11 protein-coding genes and 1 pseudogene are annotated in these 13,208 nt (G+C 64.8%); 4 read left to right on the top strand and 8 right to left on the bottom strand.

Translation table 11 applies throughout. The annotated features are described in order from the left end of the window. The 4 genes from M2S36_RS11440 to ycaC form a co-directional block, all read right to left on the bottom strand. Positions 1 to 1,098: an AI-2E family transporter gene (locus M2S36_RS11440; RefSeq protein WP_207832381.1), complete on the bottom strand. Its 1,098-nt coding sequence runs from the start codon at positions 1,096 to 1,098 to the stop codon at positions 1 to 3. A 38-nt stretch (positions 1,099 to 1,136) separates the two neighbouring features. Next, a complete protein-coding gene (locus tag M2S36_RS11435; protein ID WP_207832379.1) occupies positions 1,137 to 2,333 on the bottom strand; it encodes a monovalent cation:proton antiporter-2 (CPA2) family protein in 1,197 nt (398 codons plus the stop codon). A 36-nt stretch (positions 2,334 to 2,369) separates the two neighbouring features. After that, the gene (gene ppk2 / locus M2S36_RS11430; protein WP_333957181.1) at positions 2,370 to 3,188 is read right to left on the bottom strand and encodes a polyphosphate kinase 2; all 819 of its coding nucleotides are present in this window, start codon (positions 3,186 to 3,188) and stop codon (positions 2,370 to 2,372) included. A 229-nt stretch (positions 3,189 to 3,417) separates the two neighbouring features. After that, complete coding sequence (gene ycaC / locus M2S36_RS11425; protein WP_186673804.1) at positions 3,418 to 4,038, bottom strand: isochorismate family cysteine hydrolase YcaC; 621 nt, start codon at positions 4,036 to 4,038, stop codon at positions 3,418 to 3,420. Between the two features lie 238 nt (positions 4,039 to 4,276). On the opposite strand from ycaC, the gene M2S36_RS11420 reads away from it, so the two are divergent. The 3 genes from M2S36_RS11420 to M2S36_RS11410 all read left to right on the top strand — a co-directional run bounded on the left by M2S36_RS11420 (position 4,277) and on the right by M2S36_RS11410 (position 7,705). Further along, the gene (locus M2S36_RS11420) at positions 4,277 to 4,666 is read left to right on the top strand and encodes a YybH family protein (RefSeq protein WP_207832376.1); all 390 of its coding nucleotides are present in this window, start codon (positions 4,277 to 4,279) and stop codon (positions 4,664 to 4,666) included. A 95-nt stretch (positions 4,667 to 4,761) separates the two neighbouring features. Further along, entirely contained in the window at positions 4,762 to 6,261 is a 1,500-nt protein-coding gene (locus M2S36_RS11415; RefSeq protein ID WP_207832374.1) for a purine-cytosine permease family protein, read from the top strand. Positions 6,262 to 6,274: 13 nt separating this feature from the next. After that, a complete protein-coding gene (locus M2S36_RS11410) occupies positions 6,275 to 7,705 on the top strand; it encodes an aldehyde dehydrogenase family protein (RefSeq protein ID WP_207832372.1) in 1,431 nt (476 codons plus the stop codon). A gap of 130 nt (positions 7,706 to 7,835) precedes the next feature. On the opposite strand, the gene M2S36_RS11405 is transcribed toward M2S36_RS11410, so the two are convergent. Beyond that, the gene (locus M2S36_RS11405; RefSeq protein WP_333957178.1) at positions 7,836 to 8,354 is read right to left on the bottom strand and encodes a GNAT family N-acetyltransferase; all 519 of its coding nucleotides are present in this window, start codon (positions 8,352 to 8,354) and stop codon (positions 7,836 to 7,838) included. A 175-nt stretch (positions 8,355 to 8,529) separates the two neighbouring features. Between M2S36_RS11405 and M2S36_RS11400 the strand changes: the two are divergent. Continuing rightward, positions 8,530 to 8,790, top strand: a pseudogene (locus M2S36_RS11400) (DUF3422 family protein); the annotation flags it as partial. Positions 8,791 to 8,859: 69 nt separating this feature from the next. Here the strand turns inward: M2S36_RS11400 and M2S36_RS11395 are convergent. The 3 genes from M2S36_RS11395 to M2S36_RS11385 form a co-directional block, all read right to left on the bottom strand. Beyond that, positions 8,860 to 11,271, bottom strand: a complete 2,412-nt coding sequence (locus tag M2S36_RS11395; protein ID WP_207832367.1) for a DUF3772 domain-containing protein — start codon at positions 11,269 to 11,271, stop codon at positions 8,860 to 8,862. Between the two features lie 56 nt (positions 11,272 to 11,327). Continuing rightward, entirely contained in the window at positions 11,328 to 12,386 is a 1,059-nt protein-coding gene (gene ada / locus M2S36_RS11390) for a bifunctional DNA-binding transcriptional regulator/O6-methylguanine-DNA methyltransferase Ada (RefSeq protein ID WP_207832365.1), read from the bottom strand. Positions 12,387 to 12,534: 148 nt separating this feature from the next. Beyond that, the gene (locus tag M2S36_RS11385) at positions 12,535 to 13,161 is read right to left on the bottom strand and encodes a DNA-3-methyladenine glycosylase family protein (RefSeq protein ID WP_207832363.1); all 627 of its coding nucleotides are present in this window, start codon (positions 13,159 to 13,161) and stop codon (positions 12,535 to 12,537) included. Between the last annotated feature and the right edge of the window lie 47 nt (positions 13,162 to 13,208).

Genomic DNA, 13,208 nt, shown 5'->3' with positions numbered 1-13,208 from the left:
TTACGCCGATGGCTCGACGGGGTTTTCCGGCACCTGCAGCGCCACCCACTGCCAGAACAGCACGTAGGTGACGCCAAGGATCACCGGGCCGATGAACAGGCCGATGATGCCTTTGACCACCATGCCGCCCAGCGCCCCGATCAACACCACCGGCATCGGCACGTCCACCCCGCGCCCCAGCAGCAGCGGCTTGAGCACGTTGTCGGCAAGCCCGGCGACAAAGCTGTAGATGGCGAAGATGATGGTCGCCACGGTAAAGCCTTCGACGTTGAATACGTAGATGATCACCGGCACCGTGATCAACGTGGCCGGCGCCTGGGCAATCCCCAGCATGAGGATGACGATGGCCAGCATCCCCGCCCCCGGTACCCCTTTGATGACGAAGCCGACACCGATCAGCAGCATCTGGATGAAGGCAATGCCGATCACGCCCTGGGCCACCGCGCGAATGGTGGCGGTGCACAGCTTGGCCAGTGGCTTGCCACGCTCCTCGCCCGACACCCGCATGGCAATGCGCTGCGCCGCGATTTCACCGCGGTCACCAAACGCCATGATGATGCCCGAGACGATGATCGCCGCGATGAACAACAGGAACGCCCCCCCTGCGCTGGCTGCTGCACCCAGCACCGTGCGCCCGGCGCCCTTGAGCTGGGGCATCCACTGGTTCAGCACACCGGCCATGTTTTCCGAAGCGGCCAGCCACAGGGCATGCACCTTCGGCCCGATCAATGGCCAGGCCGCCACCGAATCAGGCGGTGCCGGCACGCTCCAGGCACCGCTCTTGAGCAGCGTCACCAGGCTGTCCACCGATTCGCCGATGGACATCACCACCAGGTAGATCGGCACCAGCAGCACGACCAGTACCAGTAGCACCACCAGCGTCGCTGAAAGCCCGTCCTTGAGCCCTGTGCGGCGCTGGATGCGGCAATACAGCGGATACAAGGTCACCGCCAGGATCACCGACCACAGCATCAGCTCCAGGAACGGCTGGAACGTCTGGAAGGCGAACATCACCAGCGCCGCCACCAGGCCGGCCTTGATGAGCACATCGAGCAAGCCCCGCGACAGGCGGCTGTCCAGCTTGAGACCCGGTTGCATGCTTCACCTCCGAACTCAGGTGCGCCATGTGGCGCGATTCAGTGGCCCGTTTCAGGGCTTGCCTGGGCTGGGCTGTCGTCACGCAACTGCCGCGCCAGGGCCATCATTACCAAGGGCACCACCGCCATCGACAAGGTGATGGCCAGCACCAGCAGGTCATGCACCTGCTGCGCCAGCACCTGATGGTCGAGTGCCAGCTTGAACACCACGAAGGCAAACTCGCCGCCAGACGCCAGCACTACGCCCAGGCACAGCGCCTGGGGCTGGTTGAGCCCACCGGCCATGCGCCCCAGGCCATACAGCAGCGGCAGCTTGATGACCACCAGCAGCAGGGTCAGCGCCAGTACCAGCAATGGCATGCCGAACAGCAGGCGCAGGTCGGCACTCATCCCCACGCCAACGAAGAACAGCCCCAGCAGCAGCCCCTTGATGGGTTCGATCTGGGTTTCCAGTTCATGGCGGAAAGGCGACTCAGCCATCAAGACGCCCGCCAGGAATGCCCCCAGCGCCATGGACACGCCCACGTGCTCCATCACCCAGGCAGTGCCCAGCACCACCAGCAAGGCGGTAGCGGTCGACAGCTCGGGCAGGCCCGAACCGACTGTCCATTTGAAGACAGGGGTCAGCAGGTAGCGGCCAAAGATAATCACCACACCTATACCAGCCACCACCGCCAGCACCGGCCAGGCGCCTTCGTCGGCGGTACTGACGTCACCTCCGAGCAACGGCACCACGGCAATCAGCGGGATCGCGGCAATGTCCTGGAACAACAGGATCGCCACGGCCAGGCGACCATGCGGCTTGCCCAGGTCCTTGCGCTCGGCCAGCACTTGCAGGCCAAACGCGGTGGACGACAGCGCCAGCCCCAAGCCCAGCACGATGGCTGCCTGCTTCGACTGGTCGAACAGCCAGTACGCCAGCAGGCCAAGCACTATGGCGCTCAGGCCCACTTGTAGCGAGCCGATGCCGAACAGCGCCCGGCGCATGGTCCACAAACGCCTCGGCGAAAGCTCCAGGCCGATGACGAACAGCAGCATCACCACACCCATCTCCGACAGGCGCGCCACGTTATCCGGGTTGTTCAGCAGGCCAAACACCGACGGCCCTATCAGGATGCCCGCCAGCAGATAGCCGGGCACTGCCCCCATTTTCAAACGCTGCGCCAGCGGCACCAGAAGCACCACGGCCAGCAGGAACACCACCGTCGCCTGCAACAGGCTGCCGTCATGTGGCATAGGCTCGCTCTCTCCGCTGCTCCCCGCAGGGAAGGATCAGAAACGCTCTTCGACGACTTTGAACGGATAGTTCACGGCCTTGTATTTGCCGATCTTGCCGCGCCTGGGCAACTTCACTACCTCGTCGCGGGTAATGTCCTTGTAGGGAATGCGCGTCAGCAGATGGCTGATGATGTTCAGCCGGGCACGGCGCTTGTCGTTGGAATGGGCCATGAACCAAGGTGCCCAGGACGAATCGGAGGCGGCGAACATGTCGTCGCGGGCCCGGGTGTACTCATCCCAGCGGGTGTACGACTTGAGGTCCATCGGCGACAGCTTCCACAGCTTGCGGCCATCGTTGATGCGGTCTTGCAGGCGGCGGGTCTGCTCTTCGGCACTGACTTCCAGCCAGTACTTGATGAGGATGATCCCCGACTCGACCATCATCTTTTCGAACAGCGGCACCACGGTGAGAAACTTGCTGCTCTGCTCTTCGCTGCAGAAGCCCATCACCCGCTCGACACCGGCGCGGTTGTACCAGCTGCGGTCGAAGATCACTACCTCGCCTGCAGCGGGCAAGTGCCCCAGGTAGCGTTGTACGTACATCTGGGTCTTTTCCCGCTCGGTCGGTGCCGGCAGCGCCACCACGCGGAATACTCGCGGGCTGACACGCTCGGTAATGGCCTTGATGGTGCCGCCCTTGCCAGCACCGTCGCGGCCCTCGAAGACAATGCACACCTTCTGGCCCTTGGCGACCACCCACTCCTGCAGTTTCACCAGTTCCACATGCAGCTGCTTGAGTTCCTTCTCATAGGCCTTGCCGCCCAGTTTTTTCGGCTGGTTCCTGGGATCTTTCTTCCTGGACGACTTCGACATGGCACTCTCCTGAGGGCGGATGAAGAGTCAGTATGGTCGATCCATGGCGCTTTGCCGCTTCGCTTGCAGATTTCGCAGGCCTGGTTCTATCTCATTGATTCTGCGGGTGCTGGTGGGTGTTCCGGGGAGGGTGTGGGAGCGGGTTCACCCGCGAATGCGTCATTGAAACTATCGACGTCTTCGCGGGTAAACCCGCTCCCACAGGGTATGCGGTGCCTTCAAGGCCGGATTACCTGGCCAGCTTGTTGTAGCTGGTCATCAGGTTGCGGTAGTCCGGAATATGGTTGGAGAACAGGGTCCCCAGCCCTTCGATGTCATTGCGCCAGTCCCGGTGCAGCTCGCAGGCCACGCCGAACCAGGTCATCAACTGCGCCCCGGCCGCCTCCATGCGCCGCCAGGCCGAGTCCCGGGTCAGTTCGTTGAAGGTGCCGGAGGCGTCGGTGACGACAAATACCTCAAAGCCCTCCTCCAGCGCCGACAGTGCCGGGAAGGCCACGCACACTTCAGTCACCACCCCGGCGATCAGCAGTTGCTTCTTGCCGGTGGCTTTGACGGCCTTGACGAAGTCCTCGTTGTCCCAGGCGTTGATGTTGCCAGGGCGTGCGATGTACGGGGCGTCGGGGAACTGCTCTTTCAGTTCGGGCACCAGCGGGCCGTTGGGGCCGGTCTCGAAACTGGTGGTGAGGATGGTCGGCAGCTTGAAGTACTTGGCCAGGTCCGACAGGGCCAGGACGTTGTTCTTGAAGCGGTCTGGGTCTATGTCCCTTACCAGCGAGAGCAGACCAGTCTGGTGGTCAACCAGCAGCACAGCAGCGTTGTTCTTGTCCAGACGCTTGTATTGGAAGGCCATGACAGTTCTCCTTGCTTCAGCGGGTTGGGAGTATCAGCGTAGGCAAGGATGAGAGCTGGGGGGGACCGTCAGTCGGTTGGCTCATTGTTGGCTGTAGCGGTCCGCTCCCACAGTAAGGAAAGCACAGCCGTCACTTCACAAATTCCTGAACTGATTATTTGCCCGCAGCGATTTTTCCCCTCGCCGACCGCCACCAGAATCGCTTCACCACAATCACAAGAACCGTGAGGCCACTCCCGTGGACCAGACACTCCAGGTACGGCAAGCCGCCGCCGACCTCGTTGCCGCGTTCGCCAGCAACGACACCGCCCGCTATTTCGCCTGCTTCAGCGAAGACGCCAGCTTCCTTTTCCACACCCTGCCGCAACCGCTGCTGTCGCGCCGTGCCTACGAGCAACTCTGGGCCCAGTGGCAGGCCGACGGTTTCGCCGTGCTCGCCTGCGAATCAGGCAATGCCCAGGTGAGCCTGCAAGGTGACGTGGCGATCTTCATGCACGATGTGGCCACGCACATCCGCATCGCCGGCGAAGAACACCAGTTGAGCGAGCGCGAGACCATCGTCTTCCGCCGCCACGGCGAACAGTGGCTGGCCTGCCACGAGCACCTGTCGGTCGTATCGCCGGCCTGATCTGCTTTTTTACGCGGCCCTGCCGCCCTGCCATCGCACCCACAAGAAGGCCCGCGCACTGCGCCGACCCACAACAACCGCGCTGGAGCATCACCATGAGCCACTCGACCGGTATCGAGACCAACGGCGTCGAACAGATCCCCGACGATCAACGCGACGCCTCCCCGCTGGACCTGTTCCGCCTGATCTTCGGCGGCGCCAATACCTTCGCCACCGCCGTGCTGGGCAGTTTCCCGGTGCTGTTCGGGCTGTCGTTCCAGGCCGGCGTGTGGGCGATCCTGCTCGGCGTCGCCGTGGGCGCGCTGATCCTCGCGCCCATGGGCCTGTTCGGTGCGCTCAACGGCACCAACAACGCGGTGTCGTCGGGCGCGCACTTTGGCGTGCACGGGCGCATCGTCGGCTCGTTCCTGTCGCTGCTCACCGCGGTGGCGTTCTTTTCGCTGTCGGTGTGGAGCTCGGGCGACGCCCTGGTCGGTGGCGCCAAGCGCCTGGCTGGCCTGCCGGAAACCGACCTGACCCTGGGCCTGGCCTACGGCCTGTTCGCGGTGCTGGTGCTGGTGGTGTGCATCTTCGGCTTCCGCTTCATGCTGTGGGTCAACAAAGTTGCCGTGTGGGCCTCGAGCCTGCTGTTCCTGCTGGGCATCGTTGCCTTTGCCGGGCCGTTCGATGCCGGCTACGCGGGCAGCGTCAACCTCGGCCAGGCGGGCTTCTGGGCGGCCTTTGTCGGCGCGGCGATCCTGGCCATGAGCAACCCGGTGTCGTTCGGTGCGTTCCTCGGCGACTGGTCACGCTACATCCCGCGTGAAACGCCCAAGGCGCGCATCATGCTGGCGGTGATCGCGGCCCAGGGCGCGACCCTGATCCCGTTCCTGTTCGGCCTGTGCACCGCCACCCTGGTGGCCACCCAGGCACCGGACTACATCGCCGCCAACAACTACGTCGGTGGCCTGCTGGCGGTGGCGCCAAGCTGGTTCTTCCTGCCGGTGTGCCTGATTGCGGTAATCGGTGGCATGTCCACCGGCACCACGGCGCTGTACGGCACTGGCCTGGACATGTCCAGCGTGTTCCCACGCCTGCTCAGCCGTGCCGGCGCCACACTGCTGATCGGTGTGCTGGCGATCGGCTTCATCTTCATCGGCCGCTTCACCTTCAACCTGGTGCAGAGCGTGTCGACCTTCGCCGTGCTGATCATCACCTGCACCAGCCCGTGGATGGTGATCATGATCCTCGGCCTGATCACTCGCCGCGGCTTCTACCATGCCGACGACCTGCAGGTGTTCACCCGCGGCCAGCGTGGCGGCCACTACTGGTTCCTGCATGGCTGGAACTGGCGCGGCATGGGGGCGTGGATCCCCAGCGCGGCGGTCGGCCTGTGCTTCGTCAACCTGCCAGGGCAGTTCGTCGGCCCGCTGGGCGACCTGGCCGGCGGCATCGACCTGAGCCTGCCGGTCACCCTGGGGCTGGCCGGCGTGCTGTACCTGCTGCTGCTCAACCTGTTCCCCGAACCTGCTGGCGTGTATGGCCCCCTGGGCCCGCGTTGGGTGCGTTGCAAAAGCACCGCGCACACGCCGGTAACCACTGCCGAAATGGCCTGACTGGAAACCGACCATGACCACTTCCCACTACATCGCCGGCCGCTGGGTCGAAGGCCAGGGCAGCGACTGCATCAGCGTCAATGACCCTGCACTGGGGCAACCGTTCGCCGAACTGATGGCCGCCAGCGTCGCCCAGGTAGACCAGGCCGTGACCGCTGCCCGTGGCGCCCTGCCCGCCTGGAAAAACACCAGCGCCAGCGAACGCGCCGCCTACCTGCGCGGTTTTGCCGAGCAACTCGGCCAACGCCGCGAAGCGCTGATCAGCTTGCAGATGCGCAACAACGGCAAGCCACGTCACGAAGCGGAAATCGACCTGGACGACGCCATCGCCACCTTCAGCTACTACGCCGAACTGGCCGAGCAACTGCCATCGAAGAACCGTGACGTACCCTTGGCTGCACCGGGTTTCACTGCGCGCACTCGCCTGGAGCCGGTGGGCGTGGTCGGCCTGATCGTGCCGTGGAACTTCCCGCTGGTGACCAGCGCCTGGAAGCTCGCCCCGGCCCTGGCTGCCGGTTGCACCGTGGTGCTCAAGCCCTCGGAAGTCACCCCGCTGATCGAACAGGCCTACGGCCAGATCGCCGATGCCCTGGGGCTGCCGGCCGGGGTGTTGAACATCGTCAACGGCAAGGCCGAGACTGGCGCCGCACTGAGCAACCACAACGGCCTGGACAAACTGTCGTTCACCGGCAGCAACAGCGTCGGCAGCCAGGTGATGCGCAGCGCGTCGGCGCAGTGCCGGCCGGTGACGCTGGAACTGGGTGGCAAGTCGGCGATCGTGGTGTTCGATGATTGCGATGTCGACCAGGCTGTAGAATGGATCGTCGCCGGCATCACCTGGAATGCCGGGCAAATGTGCTCGGCCACTTCGCGGCTGCTGGTGCAGGACGGCATTGCCGATGCGCTGCTAACGCGCTTGCAGGCTGCACTGGAAAACCTGCGGGTCGGTAATCCGTTGACCGAAGAGGTCGATATGGGGCCACTGACCAGTCAGGCCCAGTGGTTGAAGGTGGCCAGCTACTTTGCCACGGCGCGGGAAGAAGGCCTGCAGTGCCTGGCCGGTGGCAAGGCGCTGGACCGGGATGGCTGGTTCGTCAGCCCGACGCTGTATGCCGATGTGCCGAAAGACAGCCGCCTGTGGACCGAGGAAATCTTTGGCCCGGTACTGTGCGCACGGCGCTTTGCTACCGAGGAACAGGCGATTGCCGAGGCCAACGACAGCCGTTTCGGGCTGGTGGCGACGGTGTGCTCCGCCGACCTGGAGCGCGCCGAGCGAGTGGCCGATGCGCTGGAGGTTGGCCATGTGTGGATCAACTCGGTACAGGCGGTGTTCGTCGAGACCTCATGGGGTGGTACCAAGGGCAGCGGGATCGGGCGTGAGTTGGGGCCGTGGGGGTTGTCGGCCTACCAGTCGGTCAAGCATGTGACGCGGTGTCTGGGCTGAGATTTCTGCGGCCGCTCCCATAGGGATAGCGCAGGCCTGAAGGGCAGCGCCGTACCTGTGGGAGGGGGTTTACTCGCGAAGAGGCCGGTGCAGGCAACACATGCCATGCGGCCCATTCGCCGGCAAGCCCCTACCCCAGGCGGTGATACACAACCGCTTCATGGCCCGGCTTGTTGTCGAGCAACTCGAACCCTAGCCCGACGACCTTGAACCCCACCCGGCTCAACACCTTGGCGGAGGCAATGTTCCGCTTCAGGCAACTGGCCGCCAGGGTAGGGATCCCCAGCTCATCATTGGCATACCGGCAAACCCGGCTGGCAGCCTGGGTTGCATGGCCATTGCCCCAGAACGCCTTGCCCAGCCAATACCCCAGCACCGGTGCTGCACCGCCCAGCTCCCGCAACGAAATCACCCCCATCAGCGTTCCCTCATCACGGCAGCAGATCCCCCACACCCCCCCTTCCCTGGCCGCCCAGAGCCGTGGGTGCCGGCCAATCCAGGCACTCGCCAGGCCTGGCGGGTAAGGAAAGGGAATGAGCGAGGTCATCTGGGCGATTTCCCGGTCCTGCAGCAAGCCCTCGATGGCAGACGCATCGCGCTGGGCGAGGGGGCGAAGCTGCAAACGTGGCGTATACAGTGTGGGTTGCATTCGGTTCTCCCTGCTCGTCGAATAGCTACTGTATGCGCAATCTCGCGGTAGCTGCCGGCTGCGCTGCGACAATATGTGTCACTGGAAATGTGTCACCAACAGGTAACTTTCACGGCCCCCGGCAAAGTCCCACTCTCTGGTCCCCCCAAAATCACAACACCAGGCCGGACCACCCATGCACCCTCAACGCACCGCCTTGCACAATGAACTGCACGCCCGCCCGTCGCTGTATTTCGACGGCCCGGCGCATGTCTTCCACCTGGCCTTGCTCGGCGGCGACGCTGCTGCCCGGATGCCCTGGACACCGCAACCGCCCAGGGCATCACCCGCCTGGATGGGCATCCGTTCAAGTGGGAGCGGCACACCGAGTTCTTCACCCTGCCCCTGGTGGTGCCCTGCACTGCAGCCGGTGCTGGCCGAGGCTATCGCCCCGCAACCCACAGGTACTGCGTATGGCTTGAAGGCGACGCGGCCCTTGTGAGAGCCGGCTTGCCGGCGATTGGCTTCACACCGACTCGTCAGCCGAGCGATTGCCCTCTTGCACCAACACCATGCTCTGCGGCGACGACAAGGAAATGCCTTCATCACGCAGGCGCCCAAGAATGGTGAACAGCAGGTCGCTACGGGTACCAGACACCTGCCGCGGCCCCGCCACGTAACCACTCACGCCAATCACCATCCCGCTGCTGGTCAGGTCCTTGAACGACACCGAGGTGGCCGGCGCATCCAGAATCGCCTCGTGCTCCTGGTAAGCCGCCAGCAGCAGTTCACGCACGCGGTTGGCATCGGTCTCCAGCGGCAGCGTCAGCGTAATGCCGACCACGCCCAAGGCATTGCCCATGGTCACGTTGCGCACGTTCTGGGAAATGAACTGCGAGTTGGGCACGATTACCGTCGAACGGTCGGACATCTGGATCTCGGTGGCACGCACGTTGATACGGCGAATGTCGCCCTCGACGCCCGCCAGGCTGACCCAGTCGCCCACCTTCACCGGGCGCTCGGTCAGCAGGATCAGGCCAGAGATGAAGTTCTGCACGATCTGCTGCAAGCCGAAACCGATACCCACCGACAGGGCACTGACCACCCAGGTCAGGCTGGTGAGGTTGATGCGCAGGGTCGACATCACCAGCATGGCCAGGAAGATGAAGCCCAGGTAACCCACCAGGGTCACCAGCGAGGCACGCATGCCGGCGTCCATGTCGGTTTCCGGCAGCAGGCGATCGCTCAGCCAGCGCTTTACCACGCGGATGGCGAACAGACCGCCGAGGAACATCACCACCGCCAACAGGATGTCCTGGGGGACAATGTTCATGTTGCCGAGCAGCTTGCCGCCGGTTTCGTCCCAGTCGCCCAGGCTCAGCAGCAGCTCGCTGGGGCTGGTGCCCGACGGCATCAGTGCCAGCAGCAGTGCCAGGAACAGCACCACGGTGCGGCCGATGCCGGCCAGGATGGTGCTGGCCTGGGCCTGGTGACGCGGCGCCAGGCCCAGGGTCGAGGCCAGCGCCAGGCCGCCTGGTTGGCGGGGCGACAGCAGGGTTTCGCACAGGTCGCCAAAGAAGGTGGTCAGCAGATAGGCACAGGTGACCACCAGGCTGACCCACAGCAGCTTGGCAGTGAGGAAGTAGGCGAGTGTCAGGTAACCGGTGAGCAGGGCCAGCAGGATCAGCGTCAGCCAGATCACCATCACGAACGGGATCAACCCGGCCAGGCCCGTGGGCTGTTCCAGGTCATGCTTGCGCAGGGTACGGCGGTATCGCAGCAGCGCACAGGCGAAGGTGACCGCCACCACCAGCGCGGTCAGGCCGTTGACCGCCACGGTCAGCGCCAGGCTGGCACCGATCACGCTGTTGATGCGCTCCATGGTCATCATGACCATCAGTGCCAACGCCAGCACCTTGGGGAACCAGCCCAGCGCGCTGGCCACTTCGTCGTGGATCGGCGGCAAGCGCCAGGACGGGCGTTGCAGCATCAGCATGGCGCGGCCCAGACCAGTGATGAAGGCGCTGAACACCACCAGGGCGAGCACATGGTTGGCCAGGCTGGCGATATCGGAGCCCAGCTCGGCGCTGCTCTCCAGCCCCCAACGCAGCAGCGAGACCGAGCCGGCGATGGTACCCAGGGTTGCCAGGCTCACACCCAGCGCCAACGCACTGCGGCGCAGGCGGCCTTCGGGTAGCCAGCTGACCATGGCGTTGGCCAGCAAACGCTCGAGCACGCGGCGCACCAAAGTCCAGACCAGGATTGCCGCCACCAGGCTGGTAATGAACAGCCAGCGGTGTTCGGCGCTGAAGGCACTGCCGATGGCATCGGCCGTCTCGCCACGCAGGTCACGCAGGCGCCCCACATCGTCCTGGGTGGGACGAATGATGCTCTGCCAGAATGCCGGGCTCAGCGGTGAGGCCGCGCGGCTGGTGATCTGCGAGTTGAACTGGCTGCGCCGCAGGTTGACGATTTGCGTGGACAGGTCGCGGGCCGATTGGGTCAGCTTGGCAGCCTGGTCCTGCTGGGCTACCAAGGCCTTCTTCTCGGCTTCCAACGCTTTACGCTGCTGGGTCAGGGTGGCGGCCTCGTCCGGCTGGACCGGGCCGATGACCTTGAGCTGGTCGTCGACTTTTTCCACATCCGTGGTGCGCAGGGCAGTCAACGCATCGGCCTGGCGCTGAACCTGCATGGCGCCCAGGCGCAGTTGCGACAGCAGATCGTCGTTGGCCTCGTTGGTGACCCCCTGACGGATCTGGTCCAGCCGCTCGCTCAGTTGCTCGAAGCTGGCGTTCTCATCCAGCACGGGCGCTTCGGCAACCGCCAGGTTGGACAAGGGTGTGGCCGGGGCCGACCAGGCCGGGCTGGCGAGCGCCAGCATCAGGGCCATCAGGACCATAAGGCCTGGACAATAACGGGCAAGGCTGACACGCCTCATCGAATATTCCTCTTTACAATTCGATTTGGCGGCGGATTCTACTCGGCTTCACGCGATCAGGAGAGTGCCGTTTCTCGCTTGAGCAGTTGCTGTTTGCGCTCGACGCCCCAGCGGTAGCCGCTGATGTCGCCGTCCCGACGCACTACCCGATGACAGGGGATGGCCACGGCGATGTGGTTGGCCGCGCAGGCCATGGCCACCGCGCGCACCGCCTTGGGTGCACCGATGCGCTCGGCGATGTCGGTGTAGCTGACCCGGCTGCCGGCCGGCACCTCGCGCAGGGCCTGCCACACCCGTTCCTGGAAGGCCGTGCCTTGCACATCCAGTGGCAGGGCCAGGCCCAGTGCCGGCGCTTCGACGAAGCCCACCACTTCGGCAACCAGCCGTTCGTAGGCGCTGTCGCCGCCGATCAGCCGGGCCTTGGGGAACTGGTCCTGCAGGTCGTGCAGCAGGGCCTCGGGGTCGTCGCCCAGCAGAATCGCGCAAATGCCCTTCTCGCTCTGGGCGACCAGGATCGCACCCAGAGAGCACTGGCCGAGAGCGAAGTGGATGGTTGCCCCGGCGCCGCCGGCGCGGTATTGCCGCGGACGCATGCCCAGGCGCTGGTCGGCGCTTTCGTAGAAGCGGCTGTTGGAGTTGTAGCCGGCATCGTAGATGGCATCGGTGACCGAGCGCTGGCCATCTTCCAGGTGCGCGCGCAGGCGCCGGGCGCGGAAGGCGGTGGCGTAGGCCTTGGGGGTAAGCCCGGTTTCGGCCTTGAACAGGCGGTGCAGGTGGAAAGGGCTGACAGCCAGTTGGGCGCTGAGTTGGTCGAGGCCGGGGGCGGGGTCGCTGGCTTCGATCAGGCGGCAGGCGCGGGTGATTAACTGGCTGTGGCGGGTGGCGCTGGGGTTGCTGGTGGCGGTGCAACGTTTGCAGGCGCGGTAGCCGGCGGCTTCGGCGGCGGCTGGGGTGTCGTAGAACTCGACGTTGGTTCGCTTGGCAAGGCGTGATTTGCAGCCGGGCTGGCAGTAGATCCCGGTGGTGCGCACGGCGTAGACGAAGTGGCCGGTGGCGGCGGTTTCGCGGGATTCTACGGCTTGCCAGCGTTGGTCGGGGGTGGTGTAGGGGTTCATTAGTAAATGTCCAGATTGGTTGTCGCCTGTGCCGGCCCTTTCGCGGGTGAACCCGCTCCCACAGGTACTGCATAGACATTCCAGGCTGTGGAAATCCCTGTGGGAGCGGGTTTACCCGCGAAGAGACCGGCCCAGGCAGTGCAAAACCTCAGGCCCGCCACAGGTACCAGGCCGCCACGGTGCGGTACGGCCGCCAACCGCCGCCCAGCGAACGCATCTGCGCCGGCGTCGGCGCCGTGTCCAGCCCCTTCATCCGCCGATACCCCTCGCGCACGCCAAAATCGTCCACCGGCAGCACGTCCGAACGCGCCAGGCTATAGATCAGCAACATCTCCACCGTCCACCGCCCTACCCCGCGCAATGTCACCAGCCGTTCGATCAACGCCTCGTCAGACATGGCCAGTGCCTCCTCCCGGGTCGGCACCACACCCTCCAGACGGCCCTGGGCAATGCCCTGGATCGTCGCCAGCTTGCTCGCGGAAAAACCACAGGCGCGCATGGTTTCCGGTGTAACCGCCAACAATTGCTCTGGCCCTGGGAACGCAGCCTCCGGGAACAGCGCCAGCAAGCGCCCAAGAATTGCCTCGGCAGCACGGGCATGCAGTTGCTGGTAGGCGATCGCCCGCACCAACACCTCATAAGGCTCCCGCCCCGGCGTGGCCTGGTGCAGGCAAGGCCCGGTCGCTGCGATATGCCGTGCCCAGTCCGGGTCCAGCGCCGCCAGGTATTCGGTGGCCTCGCGGTAGGCGTCAGGCGAAAGGTCGGCCAGGATCATGGAACCTCCATCAAGTCGATTGCAGGTCCAGCTTAGCGCAGCCGCTC

The sequence above is a fragment of the Pseudomonas sp. SF2 genome, from assembly GCF_036858055.1.
Lineage (GTDB): Bacteria > Pseudomonadota > Gammaproteobacteria > Pseudomonadales > Pseudomonadaceae > Aquipseudomonas.
The sequence above is the reverse complement of the archived record's forward strand: the minus strand, read 5'-3'. Positions and strand labels throughout refer to the sequence as shown.